General features: G+C 70.0%; 18 protein-coding genes. 10 read left to right on the top strand and 8 right to left on the bottom strand.

All coding sequences use genetic code 11. From position 1 onward, the window contains the following. Nucleotides 1-23 precede the first annotated feature (23 nt). A complete protein-coding gene (locus IEX13_RS11130; protein WP_188664190.1) occupies nucleotides 24-395 on the top strand; it encodes a VOC family protein in 372 nt (123 codons plus the stop codon). 15 nt (nucleotides 396-410) lie between these two features. On the opposite strand, the gene IEX13_RS11135 is transcribed toward IEX13_RS11130, so the two are convergent. Next, nucleotides 411-1,373: a helix-turn-helix transcriptional regulator gene (locus IEX13_RS11135; RefSeq protein WP_188664192.1), complete on the bottom strand. Its 963-nt coding sequence runs from the start codon at nucleotides 1,371-1,373 to the stop codon at nucleotides 411-413. Between the two features lie 78 nt (nucleotides 1,374-1,451). On the opposite strand from IEX13_RS11135, the gene IEX13_RS11140 reads away from it, so the two are divergent. From IEX13_RS11140 to IEX13_RS11155, 4 genes are all read left to right on the top strand, one after another. After that, entirely contained in the window at nucleotides 1,452-2,093 is a 642-nt protein-coding gene (locus IEX13_RS11140) for a glutathione S-transferase family protein (protein ID WP_188664194.1), read from the top strand. 71 nt (nucleotides 2,094-2,164) lie between these two features. Then, nucleotides 2,165-2,401 carry a hypothetical protein gene (locus tag IEX13_RS11145; RefSeq protein ID WP_188664196.1) on the top strand — a complete coding sequence of 79 codons (237 nt, stop codon included), beginning with the start codon at nucleotides 2,165-2,167 and terminating at the stop codon, nucleotides 2,399-2,401. A gap of 10 nt (nucleotides 2,402-2,411) precedes the next feature. Continuing rightward, a complete protein-coding gene (locus IEX13_RS11150; protein ID WP_188664198.1) occupies nucleotides 2,412-3,080 on the top strand; it encodes a nitroreductase family protein in 669 nt (222 codons plus the stop codon). Nucleotides 3,081-3,167: 87 nt separating this feature from the next. Next, complete coding sequence (locus IEX13_RS11155) at nucleotides 3,168-4,202, top strand: RNA polymerase sigma factor (protein ID WP_188664200.1); 1,035 nt, start codon at nucleotides 3,168-3,170, stop codon at nucleotides 4,200-4,202. 9 nt (nucleotides 4,203-4,211) lie between these two features. Here IEX13_RS11155 and IEX13_RS11160 read toward each other — a convergent pair whose 3' ends face one another. From IEX13_RS11160 to bla, 4 genes are read right to left on the bottom strand one after another with little or no spacing between them, the layout of a single operon-like run. Continuing rightward, on the bottom strand, nucleotides 4,212-5,258 hold the full coding sequence (locus IEX13_RS11160; protein WP_188664201.1) for a serine hydrolase domain-containing protein: 1,047 nt from the start codon (nucleotides 5,256-5,258) through the stop codon (nucleotides 4,212-4,214). A gap of 39 nt (nucleotides 5,259-5,297) precedes the next feature. Further along, nucleotides 5,298-6,503 (bottom strand): DUF418 domain-containing protein, encoded by a 1,206-nt coding sequence (locus IEX13_RS11165; protein ID WP_188664203.1) that lies wholly within the window; start codon nucleotides 6,501-6,503, stop codon nucleotides 5,298-5,300. Beyond that, the gene (locus IEX13_RS11170; RefSeq protein ID WP_188664205.1) at nucleotides 6,500-7,333 is read right to left on the bottom strand and encodes an AraC family transcriptional regulator; all 834 of its coding nucleotides are present in this window, start codon (nucleotides 7,331-7,333) and stop codon (nucleotides 6,500-6,502) included. Before IEX13_RS11170 ends, IEX13_RS11165 begins: the two co-directional genes overlap by 4 nt. Nucleotides 7,334-7,339: 6 nt before the next feature. Further along, a complete protein-coding gene (gene bla / locus IEX13_RS11175) occupies nucleotides 7,340-8,224 on the bottom strand; it encodes a class A beta-lactamase (protein ID WP_188664207.1) in 885 nt (294 codons plus the stop codon). Nucleotides 8,225-8,329: 105 nt separating this feature from the next. On the opposite strand from bla, the gene IEX13_RS11180 reads away from it, so the two are divergent. The 3 genes from IEX13_RS11180 to IEX13_RS11190 all read left to right on the top strand — a co-directional run bounded on the left by IEX13_RS11180 (nucleotide 8,330) and on the right by IEX13_RS11190 (nucleotide 10,901). Continuing rightward, nucleotides 8,330-8,875 carry a carboxymuconolactone decarboxylase family protein gene (locus IEX13_RS11180; protein ID WP_188664209.1) on the top strand — a complete coding sequence of 182 codons (546 nt, stop codon included), beginning with the start codon at nucleotides 8,330-8,332 and terminating at the stop codon, nucleotides 8,873-8,875. Between the two features lie 150 nt (nucleotides 8,876-9,025). Beyond that, nucleotides 9,026-10,420 carry a sigma-54-dependent transcriptional regulator gene (locus tag IEX13_RS11185; RefSeq protein WP_188664211.1) on the top strand — a complete coding sequence of 465 codons (1,395 nt, stop codon included), beginning with the start codon at nucleotides 9,026-9,028 and terminating at the stop codon, nucleotides 10,418-10,420. Beyond that, nucleotides 10,404-10,901, top strand: coding sequence for a hypothetical protein (locus IEX13_RS11190; RefSeq protein ID WP_188664212.1), 498 nt, complete (start codon nucleotides 10,404-10,406; stop codon nucleotides 10,899-10,901). The genes IEX13_RS11185 and IEX13_RS11190 overlap by 17 nt, the downstream gene beginning before the upstream one ends. Here IEX13_RS11190 and IEX13_RS11195 read toward each other — a convergent pair. Further along, entirely contained in the window at nucleotides 10,898-11,821 is a 924-nt protein-coding gene (locus IEX13_RS11195; protein ID WP_188664214.1) for an RES domain-containing protein, read from the bottom strand. The genes IEX13_RS11190 and IEX13_RS11195 overlap by 4 nt on opposite strands. 233 nt (nucleotides 11,822-12,054) lie before the next feature. Here IEX13_RS11195 and IEX13_RS11200 point away from each other — a divergent pair, with 233 nt between their 5' ends. Continuing rightward, complete coding sequence (locus IEX13_RS11200; RefSeq protein ID WP_188664216.1) at nucleotides 12,055-14,082, top strand: amidohydrolase family protein; 2,028 nt, start codon at nucleotides 12,055-12,057, stop codon at nucleotides 14,080-14,082. Here the strand turns inward: IEX13_RS11200 and IEX13_RS11205 are convergent. After that, nucleotides 14,079-14,681, bottom strand: a complete 603-nt coding sequence (locus IEX13_RS11205) for a methyltransferase domain-containing protein (protein ID WP_188664224.1) — start codon at nucleotides 14,679-14,681, stop codon at nucleotides 14,079-14,081. The genes IEX13_RS11200 and IEX13_RS11205 overlap by 4 nt on opposite strands. Nucleotides 14,682-14,718: 37 nt before the next feature. Between IEX13_RS11205 and IEX13_RS11210 the strand changes: the two genes are divergently transcribed. Beyond that, entirely contained in the window at nucleotides 14,719-16,188 is a 1,470-nt protein-coding gene (locus IEX13_RS11210; protein ID WP_188664226.1) for a protein adenylyltransferase SelO, read from the top strand. Nucleotides 16,189-16,194: 6 nt separating this feature from the next. On the opposite strand, the gene IEX13_RS11215 is transcribed toward IEX13_RS11210, so the two are convergent. After that, nucleotides 16,195-16,617 (bottom strand): universal stress protein, encoded by a 423-nt coding sequence (locus tag IEX13_RS11215; protein WP_188664228.1) that lies wholly within the window; start codon nucleotides 16,615-16,617, stop codon nucleotides 16,195-16,197. Between the last annotated feature and the right edge of the window lie 105 nt (nucleotides 16,618-16,722).

Below are 16,722 nucleotides of genomic sequence, written 5' to 3' on the forward strand. Positions count from 1 at the left end.
GCCGCCACAGCCCGGAGCGCCCCATGAACCTCGGCAACTTTTCCGTCAGCCTCGCCGTCAAGGACATCAAGGCCTCGCGGGCCTTCTACGAAGCCCTGGGCTTCACTGCCTTCCATGACCAGATGCAGCACAACTGGCTGATCATGAAAAACGGCGACACCGTGATCGGCCTGTTCCAGGGCATGTTCGAGAAGAACATGCTTTGTTTCAATCCGGGCTGGGACAACAACGGCCAGCCGGTGGACCCGTTCACCGACGTGCGCGAACTGCAGCGCCAGCTCAAGGCCAGGGGCATCACGCCGGTCAAGGAAGTGGACGAAGCCGGCGCAGGGCCCGGTTCCTGCATCGTCGTCGATCCCGACGGCAACCCGGTCCTGCTGGACCAGCACCGCTGAGTTGAAGCGGCGCGGTCAGGCCGGTGCGGGCGCGGCGAACACCGCCGCGGCCTGGGACAGCAGCCGCTGGATTTCATCCGGGTCCTCGGTGCAATCCACCAGCGTCATCGGCCGCCCCACCATCAGCACCTGCGCCACCAGTGTCTCGGGGCTGTCGGCGCCGACGCGCAGCAGGCTGTGCGTGTCCGATTCCGCTTCCAGGATGCCGAACCACAGCGGCATCACCGCTTCGAGTTCGGCGACTGTGCCTTCCAGGCGCAGCGTCGCGCGGCAGCTGAAGGGGGAATAGGCGATGCCGCGCTCGAGGCGTTGCGCCACGTCTGCGGGCACCGCGCGCGGGGCGAATGTTCCGCCCACCCGCGGTGGCGCTTCGATGCGGTCCACGCGGAAGCTGCGCCAGTCCTCGCGCGTTTTGTCCCAGGCCAGCAGGTACCAGCGGCGGCCGTAGTTCGCCAGGCGCTGGGGTTCTACCTGGCGCTGGCTCGTTTCGCCGGCGTGGTTGCGATAGCCGAACGAAAGGCTGCGGCCATCGCGGCAGGCCGTGGCCAATTCCTGCAGCAGGTCGGCCTGCACCAGCGGCGGCGCGTTGCGCAGGGACAGCGTGACGGCATGCAGGGCGCTGGATCGGCGGCGCAGGCGCGTGGGCATCATCTGGTCCAGCTTGCCCAGCAGTCGCAGCGAGGTTTCTTCGAAACCGCCGACGTAGGCGGTGGCCGCGCGCAGCGCCAGGGCCAGGGCCACGGCTTCCTCGTCGTCGAGCACCAGCGGCGGCAGGTCGGCGCCGCGGCCCAGCGCATAGCCGCCGCCGACGCCGGACGAGGCTTCCACCGGGTAGCCGAGTTCGCGCAGGCGGTCGACGTCGCGGCGCACGGTGCGCGCATCCACGCCCAGTTCTTCGGACAGCGCCGCGCCCGACCAATGCCGCCGCGATTGCAGCAGGCTGGCCAGGCGCAGCAGGCGGGCGGAGGTCGAAAACACGCCGGCAGCCTATCGAGGACAGTAACTGTCCGCAATCAGGACTAGGCTTTCCCCCACCTGCCCACCAGAGGAATCGCCATGACCACGCCCGCGCTCACCCTGTACCACAACCCCAAGTCCCGATCGGCCGGCACCCGCGTGCTGCTCGAAGCCCTGGGCGTGGACTACGCCATCAAGACGATCGATTTCACGGCCGGTGAAACGCGCACGCCGGAATTCCTGGCGCTCAACCCGCTGGGCAAGCTGCCGACCCTGGTGCACGGCGACGCGGTGGTCACCGAGCAGGTGGCCATCACCATTTACCTGGCCGACCGTTTCCCGGAAGCCGGCCTGGCGCCGGCCTTCGACCATCCGCAACGCGGCCCCTACCTGCGCTGGCTCGCCTATTACGCGGCCTGCTTCGAACCGGCGGTGGTCGACCACGCCTTCAAGCGCGAACCGATCGAGCCCTCGACCTCGCCCTACCGCGACTACGACACCGTCATCCAGACCCTGGCCGACCAGCTCGCGCGCGCCGACTACCTGCTGGGCGACACGCTCACCGCCGCCGACCTGCACTGGGGCACGGCGCTGAAGTGGACCACCAACTTCGGCATCGTGCCCAAGCTGCCGGTGTTCATGGCCTACATCGACCGCGTCTGCGCGCACCCGGCCTGCGTGCGTGCCAGTGAACTGGACGAAAAATTGGCTGCCACGCTGCCTGGTCCAGCTCAGGCGTAGTTGGCGGGGGAGCCACCGGTGCGCCCGCGAGGCTAGAATCGGGGCTTTCCACTTCAGGTCCGATCCCGATGATGAAATACGGCTTCGCCCGACTGCTGACTTCCGTCCTCATCTTTGCCGGTCTGGCCATGACGCTCCTTGGGCTGGCCATCGCCGCTGCTGGCCTGATGTCGTACAGCGCCGTGCTGATGATTCCGAGCGCCCTGGGGATCTCCGTGGGTGGCGTACTGCTGGCGCTCGTGGGCTTTGGCTTCCGGGCCCTGTTCGATATCGCCGAAGCCAAGCTCGCCGCCCGCGACCTGCCCTGAGGTAAAACCCATGTCCCAGGCGCCCATGGTTCCGCTGCCTGTGCCGCCCGCGCTGGACGACCAGCAGCGTCTCGCGCGGACCCGCGAATTCGCGGAAAACATGGCGCGCCGCCGCACGGTGCGCGACTTCGCGCCCACGCCGGTGCCGCGCGAAGTCATCGAAGCCTGCCTGCAGGCCGCCGGCACCGCGCCCAGCGGTGCCAACCAGCAGCCCTGGTCCTTCGTGGCGGTGTCGGACCCGGCGCTCAAGCACAAGATCCGCCTCGCCGCCGAAGCCGAGGAGCGCGAGTTCTACGAACGCCGCGCCCCCGATGAATGGCTGGAAGCCCTGGCGCCGCTGGGCACCGACGACCACAAGCCTTTCCTGGAAATCGCGCCCTGGCTGGTCGCGGTCTTCTACGAACGCACCGGCCCGGAAGTGGATGGCCGCAAGGCCAAGCGCTACTACCCTCATGAATCCACCGGCATCGCCTGCGGCATGCTCATCGCCGCCCTGCACCAGGCCGGCCTGGCCACGCTGACGCACACGCCCAGCCCCATGGCCTTCCTCAACGAACTGCTGGACCGGCCGCGCAACGAAGTGCCCTACCTGCTGCTGGTCGTCGGCCACCCCGCGCCGGGCTGCCAGGTGCCCGACATCCGCCGCAAGAAACTCGAAGAGTTCGCGCATTTCCGCTGACAGGCCCACGCTGGGGAGGGGGCGCTTGCCGTGTCACACTTCCCGCTATCGCTCGTTGTTTACAACACCCACCCAACGAGCCCGGCCATGACCCCCGACGTCCTCAACACCCTGATCGAACGCGACCTGCCGGCGGCCCGCAACGGCGACGCCGTCGCCTACGGCCGTCTCGTTTCCGCCACCCAGCGCATGGTCGCCAGTGTCGCCATGGCCATCACGCGCGACCTGCAGACCAGCGAAGACATCGCCCAGGACACCTTCCTCACCGCCTGGCAGCGCATCGGCCAGCTTGGCAGTGCCAGCAGCTTCCTGCCCTGGCTGCGGCAGGTGGCGCGCAACCGCGCCATCGACCACGTGCGCGCGGGCCGCTACCGGGAAACACCGGCGGACCCGATGGACTACCTGGCCGAGGTCGCCGGCGACCCGCAGCACGGCCCGGCTGAAACCTTCGCCCGCGAGCACGAGGCCAGGCAGCTGGCAGACGCCCTGGACGAAATTCCGGAAACCAGCCGCGACGTGCTGCTGCTGTATTACCGCGAAGGCGAACGCAGCCAGTCGGTGGCGGCGCTGCTGGGCATCAGCGACGCCGCCGTGCGCAAGCGCCTGCAGCGGGGCCGCGACAGCCTGCGCGCCGAACTGCTGAAGCGTTTCGCCGACGCGGCCCGCAGCAGCGCACCGGGCGTGGCCTTCACCGCGACTATCGGCACGGCGATCGCGATGTCGGTGCCGGCGACGGCGGCGGCAGCGGTGGCCGGCACCGGCGCCGCCAAATCGGGCGCCGCGGGTTTCGCGGCGAAATTGTCGCTGGGCACGCTGTCTGGCCTGTTCGCCGCCATCGGCCTGGTGCTTGCCGCCAGCGTGTGGGAAATGCGCGGTTACCTGCGCAAGGCCCGCAGCCCGGCCGAACGCCGCGCCCTGGTGCACAACGCCATCGTCTACGGCGCGCTGATGGCCAGCTACGTGGCGGTGCTGGCCTGGAGCGTGTTCGACGCCTGGTCCGCCAGCCAGATCATGGCCACGGCCTGCGGCGTTTCCCTGCTGCTGTTCGTGCTTACCTTTGAACGGCGCCGACACCAGCGCCGGCACGGGCAGGCGGCCGGGCGCGCCGGGGGAAGGGTCTGATCGTCACGGTCAGTTCTCAGGGCTGAGCCCACGCGCCGCGTCCTGCACGAGCACGGGCAGGATGCGCGTGCCCATCCATTGCATCGGTTCGCTGGCTTCGGGCGTGTTGTAGCGGCTGCCGGCGAAGGCAGCGCTTGTTTCCAGCCCGGGGAACAGAAACAGATAGTTGCCGCCGTTGCCCCAGGCCATCCAGACCGGCTGGTCGCCCAGCTTCGGGCCGCGTGCACGGTCGAGCCACCACAGGTAACCGTATCGCTGCGGCCGGTCGGGTACGGCGGTGTGTTCGGTCGTCATGGCCTCTATCCACGCCGCGCTGACCACGCGCTGGCCGTCGTATTCACCGCGCTGGATCACCATCTGTCCGATCCGCGCCAGGTCGCGGGGGTGCAGGGCCAGATGGCCGCCGGTATCGGTATCGCGTCCGCGGTTCCAGGTCTCCCACGTCGCGTTGCCGATACCAAGCGGCGCGAACAGGCCCCTGGCGGCGAACACCGGCACCGGCTCGCCGGTGGCATTGGCCAGGATACGACCCAGGGCCACGACGTTGCCGGTGCAGTAGGAGAAGCGCGTGCCGGGTTCGTCCCGCATCGGCTGCCTGGCCCAGAAAGCGAGCCAGTCGCGCTTGCGGTACATCTTGTCTTCGTGGCCCGGGGAGTCGCGCACCCAGTCGTTGCAGTCGAGGCCACTTCGCATGGTCAGCAGGTCCTGCAGTCGCATGCGCTGCTTGCGGGGGTCGTCGGCGAAGGCCTGCGCCAGCTCCGGCAACAGCTCCAGCACGGGGGTTTCAACCGACGGAATGTGGCCGCGGTCGATCGCGATGCCCACCAGCAGCGCGGTGATCGACTTGGTCGCCGACCGAATGTCGCGGCCGCTTGACGGCAGGCTTTCGCCGTAGCCTTCGGCCAGCAACTGGCCATCACGCATTACCACCATGCCGTCGATGCGCGGGTGTTTGCCGCTGGCGATCTCGCGGGCCAGCGACGTCAGGGGATCGGCGTGTGCCGGGGCCGCGAAAAGGGCCGCCAGGAAAAGCAAGAAGAGGGACTTGAAGGTCACGGGCGTCTCCGACTGATCGGTGGGCAGGAGCGTAATCGTTCAGTGGCCGGCTTGCCGCCGCATCGGCTGCACCTGCAGGTAGGTCAGGGACCGCCACAGCCACTCAAGTGGGCCGAAGCGGAACCGCGCCAGCCACCAGCGGCTTGCCGCAAGCTGCAGCGCCAGGATAAACACGCTGGCGACCAGGGTGCCGACCAGGCCGAACCGGGCGCCCAGGCCAAGCCCGATGCCGTAGAAGAGTACGACGGCGATGATCGTCTGGCCGATGTAGTGGGTCAGCGCCATCCGGCCCAGCGGCGCCAGCAGCGCGATCGGTCGCCGCCATCGCTGCCGCTGGAACAGCAGCACCAGGCCCGCCAGGTACAGCAGGCCCATCGCCAGTGGTGCGGCGAACCGTGCCAGGCGCAGCGCCATCTTTCCCGGTCCGCTGTCGAGCCAGGGCAGCGCCTCGCCGAACACGCCGGCCGAGCGCAGCGCGAAGAACACCGTCAGGCCGCCGCCGATCAGCAACATGGCGACAAACAGTCGCCGCCAGAAGCGCAGGTGCCGTTCCGGGTGCTGCAACACGCCGCTTCGGCCCAGGGCCGCGCCGATCATCAGCCGGCCCAGCACGTAGGCCGGCAGGAACCACACGGCGATCCGCATGCGCAGGTCGCGCTCGAGGTTGCCCGCCAGCATCGTGCCGACATCGCCCGACTGGAACGCCGCCAGCGCCCGCGCGGCGGAGTCGGTGCTGCTTATCTGCGGCGGCAGCAGGCCGGGCACCACCGGCTGCAGCCACACCGGCAGCCCGACGCAGACGATCACGCCCAGTCCCGCCAGCCATCGGTCGGGCAGGCGCGACAGCGGAATCAGCAGCAGCCCCAGCACGGCGTAGTAGCGCAGGATGTCGCCCCACCAGAACAGGTAGGCATGCACCAGCCCGAAGCCGAACAGCAAGGCCAGCCGGCGCAGGTAGCGGCGCGTGCCTGCGGCATCGTCCGCGGCGCGTCGTTGCTGTAGCGCGAAGCCCACCCCGAACAGCAGCGAAAACAGCGTGATCGAGGTGCCGTCCACCAGCGCGGCCATGAATGGCTGCAGCCAGGCGTCGATGCCGGCGCTGGCGAGGGCGGCGCGTTCGTCGCGCGGCAGCAGGTCGTACAGGCTCAGGCTGCGCAGGTTGACCAGCAGCACGCCGAACAGCGCGAAGCCGCGCAGGGCGTCGAGCAGTTCTGAGCGCTCGCCCTGCGGCGTCGCAGCCCTCAAACCGACTTCAGCCACTGCCGCGGCGACAGGCCGCACACGGAGGCGAATGCCCGCGACAACGCCGCTGCACTCCCGTAGCCCACCTGCTGCGCGATGCGTTCAAGCTTGTCGCCGCGGCGCAGCGCGTCCTGGGCCAAAGTGATGCGGTAGCCGGCCAGGTAGGCCGAAGGCGGCGTGCCCACGCGGTCGGCGAACACCTGGGCAAACCGGCTGCGCGACATGCCGGCGACGGCGGCCAGGGACTCGAGCGTCCACGCGGTAGCCGGCGCTTCGTGCATCGCCGTCAGTGCCTTGGCCAGCTGCGGGTGGCCCAGCCCGGCCAGCGGCCCGCTTTGCACCAGGCCGCTGTCGAGCAGATGCCGAAGCAGCAGCACCAGCACCGCGTCGAACAAACGGTCCACCAGCACCTGCCGGCCGCAGCGCCGGGCGAAGGCTTCGTCGAACAGCAGGTCGAGCACCGGCAGGGCGCTGGGCAGCGCCGACAGCGGCAGCTGCACGAAGGCGGGCAACGCACGGGTGATCGGGTTGGTCGCGCCACCGCCGAAGTCGAGGTTGGCGCAGGCCATGTCGGCGCCGGTGCTGGCGTCGGCGATGAAGCGGTGCGGCAGCGGGCGCGGATAGAACAGCAGGCTCGGTTCCTGCACCAGGTGTTCTTCGCCGGCGTGCCGCACCGTCAGCGGGCCGCGGCGCACCAGGTGCAGCTGGCCCAGGCCGTTGTCGTCGAAGTGATTGATGCCGCACAGCGGGCCGCTGTGGAACATGCGCGCGCTGACGCTGAAGCGCTGCAGAAGCCCCTGCAGGCGGTCAACGGGCGCGGCGCTGCCGTCCATGCCGGCTCAGCCGCCCGCCAGCGCCCAGGCGCCGGCCACGCGGCCGACGTCGGCCAGCACGGCGTCGCGTTCGGCGGGCGTGCCGGTGGATTGGACGTAATACGCCGCCACCAGGATCGGCGCCCGGTCGCCGGGCGGCCACAGGATGCCGACGTCGTTGGCGTTGCCGGTGTTGTTGGTGCCGGTCTTGTCGCCGACGCGCCAGCCGGGCAGGCCGGCGCGCAGGCGCTTGTCGCCGGTCTGGTTGGCCAGCAGCCAGTCGGTCAGCCGGGTGCGCGAGGCCGGCGACAGGGTGTCGCCCAGCAGCAGCGTCTTCATGGTCGCCACCATCGCGGCGGGCGTGGTGGTGTCGCGCGGGTCGCCGGGCGCGGCCTCGTTGAGGCCGGGTTCGTTGCGGTCCAGGCGCGTCACCGCGTCGCCGATGCCGCGCAGCCAGTCGGTCAGGCCGCGCGGCCCGCCGTGTTCGGCCAGCAGCAGGTTGGCGGCGGTGTTGTCGCTGAGGGTCATCGTCGCTTCGCAAAGGGTTTCGATGGCAAGCCCTTGCCTGCCGTCGTGTTTGTCGACGACCGGCGACCAGGAAATCACCTCGTCCGGGCTCCAGGTCAGGCGCCGGTCCAGGCGTTCCTTGCCGGCGTCCACCGCCGCCAGCACCTGGGCCGCCAGCAGCAGCTTGAAGGTGCTGCACATCGCGAAACGTTCGCCGCCGCGGTGCGAAAGCATCCGGCCATTGCCGGTGTCGAGCGCGGTCACGCCGAGGTGGCCGCCGTGGCGGTCTTCAAGGGCCTGCAAGGCCTTGGCGGGGTCGTCGGGCAGCTGCGCCCAGGCGCGGGTGAAAGGCAGCAGGGGCAGGGTGAGCAGGGCGGAGCGGAGCAGGCTGCGGCGGCTGGGCATTCCGGACGATCCGTAGTTAATCGGGGACGATTCGTGGCTTACAGGCCGATCTTGCCCCCGATCATGGCCTGGCGCAATTGGCGCGAACCTTCCAAGGAATCACCCATGTCCCGCATTCCCCTGCAAACCGCCACCTCCGCCCCCGCCGCCAGCCAGGCCCTGCTGGGCCAGGTGCAGTCGGCCTTCGGCGCCACCCCGAACATGTTCAAGGCGGTGGCCAATTCGCCGGCCGCGCTGGCCTCGATGTGGGGCAGCTTCGGCGCCCTGGGCAAGGGCAGGCTGCCGGCCCGGCTCACCGAAAAACTGGCCGTGGCCGTCGCCGACCGCAACCGCTGCGAATACTGCCTGGCCGCGCACACCCTGCTGGGCAAGAACGCCGGCGCCAGCGAAGCGGAAATGGCCGAGGCCCAGGCCGGTCGCAGCAGCGATCCCGCCACCGCGGCCGCGCTGGCCTTCGCGCTGAAGGTGGTCGACCGCCGCGCCGACGTCGGCGACACCGACATCGCCGCGCTGCGCGACGTCGGCTTCGACGACGAAGCCATCGTCGAACTGCTGGCGCACGTGGCGCTGAACCTGTTCACCAATTACGTCAACATCGCCTTCGACGTGCCGGTGGATTTCCCGGCGGTGAAGCTGCGCCAGGCGGCGTGAGGCATCGCCGGCAAGCACGATGCCAGCGTTGCCGGCACCGGTAAGACTTACCGGCCAGTGAAAGAACAACAGCCCCCGGGAAAACCGTGACCGTCTGCACCCCGTGCGCACCCGCGTTGGTACAGACTGGTTTCCCGGGAGGTTGTTGCCATGACACAGGTCCCCGTCCTGCTGATCGTCGACGACGACGTCGGCTTCGTGCGGGCCGCCGCCGAGATCGCGCGGGCGCTGGGCTTCGAGGTCGTGATCGCCGGCAGCCTGGCGCAGGCGCGCCTGCGCTTGCGCGAGCACGCGTTCGACGTGGCGTTGGTGGACCTGTCGCTGCCCGACGGCAGCGGCCTGGAACTGCTTGAACACCTCGACCTGGGCGGTCGCACCCAGGTGATCCTGATCACCGGCCACCCCACGGTGGAGTCGGCGCTCAAGGCCATGCACCTGCCGATCGTGGACTACGTGGTCAAACCGATGCAGGTGGCGACGTTCCGGCAGCTGCTGCAGACCGCATCGAGCCGGCAACCCGCCAGCGACCCGCCGCCCTGCGAACCCTGGCACGGCATCGCCGGCCCGTCGCCGGCGATGGACGCGCTGCGCCGCCAGGTGCGCCGCGTCGCGCCCACCGACGCATCGGTGTTCATCGAAGGCGAAAGCGGCGTCGGCAAGGAGCTGGTCGCCGCGGCCATCCACGCCGAAAGCGCCCGCCCGGGATCCTTCGTGGCCTTCAACTGCGGCGCGGTGCCGGCCGACCTGCTGACCAGCCAGCTGTTCGGCCACGAACGCGGCAGTTTCACCGGCGCCGCCGCGCGCCACGTCGGCCTGTTCGAACAGGCCCAGGGCGGCACCCTGTTCCTGGACGAAATCGGCGAGATGCCGGTGCACCTGCAGGTGCACCTGCTGCGCGCGCTGGAAACCCGGCACGTGCGCCGGGTCGGCGGCAACGAGGACATCGCCCTGGACGTGCGCATCGTGTCGGCCACCAACCGCCCCCACGGCGACGCCATCGCCGCCGGCCGCCTGCGCGAGGATCTTTATTACCGCCTGGCCGAGTTCCCGATGACGGTGCCGCCGCTGCGGGAGCGGCCGATGGACATCCTGCCAATCGCGCAGTTGCTGCTCGAACGGCTCAACCGCCGCTGCGGCACCCGTCGCGTGCTGACCCGCGAAGGCGCCGATCGCCTGCAGCGCTACCGCTGGCCGGGCAACGTCCGCGAACTCAAGAACATCATCCAGCGTGCCTACATCCTGGCCGACGGCGACCTGATCACGCCCGGCCTGCCGGTCGAGGACATGGGCCCGTCGGCGGAAACCGCCAGTTCGATCACCTTCGTGGTCGGCACGCCGCTGCATGAAATCGAGCGTCGCATGCTGTTCAAGACCCTGGCCTACTTCGACAACAACAAGGCCAAGGCGGCGCAGGTGCTGGGCATCGCCACCAAGACGCTCTACAACCGCCTCAACAGCTACCAGGCCGAACCCGCGGCCACGCCTTCGCTCGACGATTCGGGTGAAGCCGGCGCCATGGAGGACACCGATGGAGAATGCGCCTGAACTGGCCCGGCTGTTCCCGCCGGCCGTGCGCACGTGGCTGCTGGCGCGCGGCTGCGAGGACGCGCGCTGGGTGCCCGCCGACGCGCGGCCGCCGCCACCGGCCGGCGCGGTCTGCCAGGATTTCGCGGTGGACTTCAGCGCCAGCCCGATGCGCTGGCTGGTGCTGCGCCTGCAGTTCACTTGCGCGCCTGGCCTGTCGCCGGATGAAGCGCAGTTGCTGGCGGGCTTCCTGGCCAGCCTTGCGCCCTTCCTTTCCGCGTCCGCGCCGTACGTGCGCGATCCCTGGCTGACGCTGTCCCGGGAAACCCTGCTGGTGGTCGAACACCAGCTGCGCAACCACCTCAATTCGATGCTGATGAACGCCGGCGTGCTCAGCCTGCACGCCGGCATCAACGGCCGCGACCCGGTGCTCGAGCAAATGGAATCGGACGGCCAGCGCTGCCTGGACATGGTCCAGCAGCTGCTGCACCCGCCCGGCTAGTGGCTGTGCCGGCGCCGGTCGAGCTGCAGCGGCCGCGCATCGAAACGCTGCAGCCGCGTGAAGTCCGGGTGCCGCGGATTCGCCAGCAGGTTGAACTCGCCCGGGCAGGCCGGACTGGGCACCTGCAGCAGCACCGATTCAAGCTGGTTCGCCCAGTGGCAGACATCGCGGCGCTGGCGCGCCAGTGCCAGCGGGCTGGCGTCGCCGGCATTGGCATCCAGGACGCGCAGCAGGTGCGGCGCGAAGGCCACCCGCACCAGCAGGCGCGGCTCCTCTTCGGCGAAACCATACAAAGCCAGTCCGTCGAGCACGGCCAGCGCCGGACTGGCTGCCAGCGAAAGTGCCGGCACGTCGGAGGGCAGCCAGCGCTCCTGGCCGCGCGTGCGCCACTGCGTGAGCGGCTGGCGAGCCATCGATTCGCGCAGCAGCACGAAACCCGGCACCAGTTCCAGGCCCAGCCGCGGCGACGACGGATCTTCACCCTTGGCGTCCAGCGCGCTGTCGGTATCGCGCGGCAGCCCTTCGTCGCCACTCAGGTAGGCCCAGGCGGCCATGATCAGGCGCCGTGCCAGCGGCCACTCCAGGCGCGACACCGGCGCCAGGTCGGCCCACTGCAGCTCCAGCTCCCATTCCACGCTGGGGTCGAAGCTGCCGCCGTAGGCGGCGTGGGACAGGCAGGCCAGCGCATAGGCAGGCGCCGCGTCCTTCCAGGAAACCTCTTCGCCCAGCTGTCCGTGGTGCCAGTTGGCGAAGGCCGGGAAACCGGCAGGCAAGTGGGTCATGCCCTGCAGCGGCAGGAACTTGGCGACGAAGTCGGATTCAGCCGACAGCACGTCCTTCATCGCGCGCGAAAGCCCGTCGTGGCCGGGGGGAACGGCCACGGGGGAAGGGGAGTCGGGCAACAGTTCCTGGCCAAGCATGGTTTTCTCCGGAAGGACGTGGGCCTGCCTGGAAGCACTGCACGAACCTTGCCAAGCGCAGAGGCCCGGTTTTAAGGGGCCTGCGTGCGTGAAAGCCGGTAAAAGCTGCAATCGCCGGGACAGAACGACAGGCCGCCGGATCCCCGGCGCACCGACACCCGCCTCACATCGGTGCGCGGTAGAGTGTCGGGCATCGCCACGGCGGCGCGCCGCCATGAAACCAGGGGAAATGCATGCACTGGATGGTCCCGACGGCCTTGGTCGTTTTGTTCGTTGCTGCTTCGCCCGCCCGGGGCCAGGAAGAACGCTTCAGCGTCATCGCCGGCGAAACCCGCGTCGGCCACCTGGTGGCCAACACCGCCGGCAAGCGCGTCGAAATCGACTTCGACTACAAGAACAACGGCCGCGGGCCAACGCTATCCGAGTCGCTGGAGTTCGGCGCCGCCGGCCTGCCGCTGGCATGGACGGTGACCGGCAGCACCACCTTCGGCAGCAAGGTGGATGAACGCTTCGAATGGGGCGCCGACAAGGCCACCTGGCGCGACTCCACCGGTCCCGGCGAGGCCGCCACCGACCTGCCCGTGCTTTACATCAGCCAATCCGCCAGCCCCTGGGCGCTGGGTCTGTACGCCCGCCTGCTGCTGGCCGACGGCGACCAGAGCCTGCCGACGCTGCCCGCCGGCGAAGTGAAACTGACCGCCGGCGAACCGCTGTCGGTCGGCGCAGGCGACGCGCAGCTGGACGTTCGCACCTACATGCTGTCGGGCCTGGACCTCAATCCCGACTACGTGTTGCTTGATTCGCGCAAGCAGCTGTTCGCCTATGCATCCCCGGGCCTGGTGGTCGTGCGCGAGGGTTACGAAAGCGAGGCCGTGCGCCTGCGCAAGCTGGTGGCCGATCTCGGCGCCGCGCGCCTGGAAGCCATCCAGGAACAAACCGCGCACTCGTTCGCTGGCCCGCTGCGCTTTCGCAACGTGCGCCTGTTCGACCCGGCGGCGCTGGCGCTGACCGAGCCGGTCAGCGTGGTCGTGCACGGCGGCCTCATCGCCGGCGTGCAGCCGGTGGACGCGCCGGTCACGCCGGGCGAAACGGTGGTCGAAGGCGAGGGCGGCACCCTGGTGCCCGGCCTGTACGAAATGCACTCGCACACCAGCCAGGACCGGGCCATCCTCAACCTGGCCGCCGGCATCACCAGCGTGCGCGACATGGGCAACGACCACGACCGGCTGGCCGACCTGGTGGCGCGCATCGAAGCAGGCAGGATCGCCGGACCGCGCGTGCACCGCAGCGGCTTCATCGAAGGCCGCAGCCCCTTCAGCTCCAACAACGGCCGGCTGGTGGAAAGCCAGGCCGAAGCGCTGGACGCGGTGCGCTGGTACGCCGCGCGCGGTTTCCACCAGGTCAAGCTGTACAACTCGATGAAGCCGGAATGGTCGGTGGCGGCTGCCGCGGAAGCGCATCGCCTGGGCCTGCGCGTGTCCGGCCACGTCCCGGCCTTCAGCAATGCCGACGCGATGATCGAGGCGGGTTACGACGAGCTGACCCACATCAACCAGATCATGCTCGGCTGGGTGCTCGAGGACGGCGAAGACACCCGTACGCTGCTGCGCCTCACGGCGCTCAAGCGCCTGGCCAACCTTGACCTGGACTCGGCGCGGGTGCAGCGCACGCTGGACCTGATCGAGAAGAACGGCGTGGCCGTCGAGCCGACGATTGCCATCCACGAAAGCCTGCTGCTCAACCAGGACGGGCAGGTGCCGCGCGGCCTGGCCGACGTCTTCGACCACCTGCCCGTGGGCGCGCAGCGCGACGCCCGCCGCGCCTGGGCCGACATGTCCGCGCCCGGCGACGCCGAAGCCTATCGCCTGGCCTACGCCACGCTGATGGACACCCTGCGCCGCATGCGCGAGCGCGGCGTGCTGCTGATCCCCGGCACCGACCTGGGCGGCTCCTACTACTTCCATCGCGAGCTGGAGTTGTTCACGCAGCTGGGCTATTCGCCGGCCGAGGTGCTGAAGCTGGCGACGCTGGACATGGCCCGTTACCTCGGCGAAGACCAGCTGTCAGGGTCGATCGAACGCGGCAAGCGCGCTGATTTCTTCCTGGTGCCCGGCGATCCCACGGCCGACCTCAAGGCGATCACGCCGATCCGTGCCGTGGTCAAGGGTGGTGTGCTGTACCTGCCGTCCGAGGTCTATCCGCACTTCGGCATCCGGCCCTTCGCCCAGGCGCCCAGGCTGCTGCACCCGCACATCGACTAGGCCGGGCTGCGCCGGAAGATCGCGTACTGCGTCGGCGTGCCCGCGTCGGCGTCGGCCGGGCCGATGCCGCCGGTCTGCACGCGGTAGCCATTGCGTTGGGCCACGCCGGCCGCCCAGGCGCGGAAACGATGGCGCGGCCATTCGAAGCGGTGTTCCGGGTCCCGCCGCTGGCCTTCGCGCAGGCCCAGCAGCGGGTTGTATTCGACGTTGGGCGTGGTCACCAGCACCCGCGGTGGCCGGTAGTGGCCGAACACGCAGCGCTCGGCCTCGGACAGGCGCTGCGGGTCCAGGTGTTCGATCACCTCCACCAGGGTCACCGCATCGGCGTCGCCGGCGCCGGGATGCGGCGTGAACACCTGGCCATGCAGCAGCACCAGCCGCCCGGAGGCCACGTGCGCGGCCAGCTCGCCGCGCGCCACCGCCAGCGCCGGCGCCGAGGCGTCGAGCCCGGTGACGTGGGTGAAGCCGGGCTCCTGCATCAGGCACGCCAGCAGACGCCCGGCCCCGCAGCCCAGGTCCAGCACGCGGGCTGCCTTCGCATCCAGCAGCAAGCCGGTGACGAAAGCCAGGCGCTGGTCGTGCAGGCTGGGGGTTTCCATGACGCAAGCGTAGCCCCGCAGCACGTATGCTGCCCGCGTGGACAAAAAACCCGCCAACGCCTGGCTGCACAGCTACGCCGACCTGCCGGACGCCTTCTGGCAGCCGGCGGCCCCGACGCCGGTCGCCGCGCCGCGCCTATTGGCCTGGAACGCGGCACTCGCCAACCAGCTGGGTCTGGATCCGGCGCTTGAGGCTGTGGCCGAACGCCTGTTCTCCGGCAATGAACTGCCCGAAGGCGCACGGCCCATCGCGCTGGCCTATGCCGGCCACCAATTCGGCCATTTCGTGCCGCAGCTGGGCGATGGCCGGGCGATCTTGCTGGGTGAAGTGCTGGCGCCCGACGGCCGGCGCTTCGACATCCAGCTCAAGGGAGCCGGGCCGACGCCGTTTTCGCGCCGGGGCGACGGCCGCGCGGCCATCGGGCCGGTGCTGCGCGAGTACCTGGTCAGCGAAGCCATGGCCGCGCTGGGCGTACCGACCACGCGTGCGCTGGCGGCGGTGGCCACCGGCGAACACGTGCTGCGCGATCACGTGCTGCCCGGCGCGGTGCTCACCCGCGTGGCGGCCAGCCACGTGCGCGTCGGCACCTTCCAGTTTTTCGCGGCGCGCGGTGACGACCAGGCCGTGCGCACGCTGGCCGACCACGTCATCGCCCGCCACTACCCGGAACTGGCCGACGCCGACGACCGCTACCTGGCGCTGCTGCGCGCCGTGGCCGGCCGACAGGCGGCGCTGGTGGCGGCCTGGCTGCAGGTGGGTTTCATCCACGGCGTGATGAACACCGACAACATGGCGGTCTCGGGCGAAACGATTGACTACGGCCCCTGCGCCTTCCTGGACGCCTACGACCCGGCCAAGGTGTTCAGCTCGATCGATCGCCACGGTCGTTATGCCTACGCCAACCAGCCGCCGATCGCGCAGTGGAACCTGGCGCGCCTGGCCGAGTGCCTGCTGCCGCATTTCCGGCGCCAGGGCGACGAGGGCGTGGCCGACGCGCGCGAGGCCATCGAGGCCTTCGCAGGCCAGTTCGGCGATGCCTGGCTGGCCGGCTTCCGGCGCAAGCTTGGCCTGGCCACGGAAGAATCCGCAGACGAGGCCCTGGTGCGGGATTTCCTTTCCGCGCTCGAAGCGGTGCAGGCGGACTTCACGCTTTCGTTCCGCGCGCTGGCGGTGGCTGCCGGTGCCCCGGGCTTCGACGAACTGCCGCCCCTGCCGAAAACACCGGCCATGGATGCCTGGCTGGAACGCTGGCGCGCACGCTGCGGGAACGAAGCAGGCGGCCGCGATGAACTCGTGCAGCGCCTGAAGGCGGCCAACCCGGCGGTGATCCCGCGCAACCACCGCGTCGAGGCCGCGCTGTCGGCGGCCGCGGCGGGTGACCTGGCGCCCTTCACCGCCTTGCTCGACGCCGTGCGCCGGCCTTGTGACGACGCGCCGGCGCAGCGCGGCTACATGGCCGCGCCGGCCGCGGGCGAACAGGTGCTGCAGACCTTCTGCGGCACCTGACGCCGCTTAGCGGACGATCAGCACCGGCACGGTGCTGTGCGACAGCACCTTGGCGGCGACCGAACCCAGCAGGGCGCTGGCCAGGGCGGTGCGCCCGTGCGAACCCATCACCACCAGGTCGAACTTGCCGGCCTTGGCGGCCTTGACGATGGCCGGGCCGGCGTCGTCCACGACCTGCTTTTCGCTGAAGGCGAGCTTGGCGCGCTTGAGCGCGGTGCGCGCGGCCTTCATCGCGTAGTCGTGGTTTTCCTGGTGGTAGCGGCGCGTGCCTTCGGTACCCAGTTCGGCGGCGACCCGGCGCATCAGCGGCACGTCGGCGTGCATCAGCACCAGGGTCGGGGCCTCGGTCATGGCCTTGGCCAGGTCGATGGCGGATTTGACGGCCAGGGCGGCGGCCTTGCTGCCGTCGATGGCGATGAGGATCTTCATGGCGGGCAACTCCTTGCGGGACTGTCTTCAATACTACGCCGCCTTGACGCGCGCCGCCGGCTTCCGGCGTAGGCTGGTACCGGCCGCGGAGGGCGGTCGCCCTGG

This window comes from Arenimonas soli (assembly GCF_014643775.1).
Lineage (GTDB): Bacteria > Pseudomonadota > Gammaproteobacteria > Xanthomonadales > Xanthomonadaceae > Arenimonas > Arenimonas soli.

Excerpts from the sequence above, each read along its gene's own strand:
- IEX13_RS11130 (WP_188664190.1), top strand. The coding sequence starts at position 24 with ATGAACCTCGGCAACTTTTCCGTCAGCCTCGCCGTCAAGGACATCAAG.
- IEX13_RS11140 (WP_188664194.1), top strand. The coding sequence starts at position 1,452 with ATGACCACGCCCGCGCTCACCCTGTACCACAACCCCAAGTCCCGATCG.
- IEX13_RS11145 (WP_188664196.1), top strand. The coding sequence starts at position 2,165 with ATGAAATACGGCTTCGCCCGACTGCTGACTTCCGTCCTCATCTTTGCC.
- IEX13_RS11150 (WP_188664198.1), top strand. The coding sequence starts at position 2,412 with ATGTCCCAGGCGCCCATGGTTCCGCTGCCTGTGCCGCCCGCGCTGGAC.
- IEX13_RS11155 (WP_188664200.1), top strand. The coding sequence starts at position 3,168 with ATGACCCCCGACGTCCTCAACACCCTGATCGAACGCGACCTGCCGGCG.
- IEX13_RS11170 (WP_188664205.1), bottom strand. The coding sequence starts at position 7,333 with ATGGACGGCAGCGCCGCGCCCGTTGACCGCCTGCAGGGGCTTCTGCAG.
- bla (WP_188664207.1), bottom strand. The coding sequence starts at position 8,224 with ATGCCCAGCCGCCGCAGCCTGCTCCGCTCCGCCCTGCTCACCCTGCCC.
- IEX13_RS11180 (WP_188664209.1), top strand. The coding sequence starts at position 8,330 with ATGTCCCGCATTCCCCTGCAAACCGCCACCTCCGCCCCCGCCGCCAGC.
- IEX13_RS11185 (WP_188664211.1), top strand. The coding sequence starts at position 9,026 with ATGACACAGGTCCCCGTCCTGCTGATCGTCGACGACGACGTCGGCTTC.
- IEX13_RS11190 (WP_188664212.1), top strand. The coding sequence starts at position 10,404 with ATGGAGAATGCGCCTGAACTGGCCCGGCTGTTCCCGCCGGCCGTGCGC.
- IEX13_RS11195 (WP_188664214.1), bottom strand. The coding sequence starts at position 11,821 with ATGCTTGGCCAGGAACTGTTGCCCGACTCCCCTTCCCCCGTGGCCGTT.
- IEX13_RS11200 (WP_188664216.1), top strand. The coding sequence starts at position 12,055 with ATGCACTGGATGGTCCCGACGGCCTTGGTCGTTTTGTTCGTTGCTGCT.
- IEX13_RS11205 (WP_188664224.1), bottom strand. The coding sequence starts at position 14,681 with ATGGAAACCCCCAGCCTGCACGACCAGCGCCTGGCTTTCGTCACCGGC.
- IEX13_RS11215 (WP_188664228.1), bottom strand. The coding sequence starts at position 16,617 with ATGAAGATCCTCATCGCCATCGACGGCAGCAAGGCCGCCGCCCTGGCC.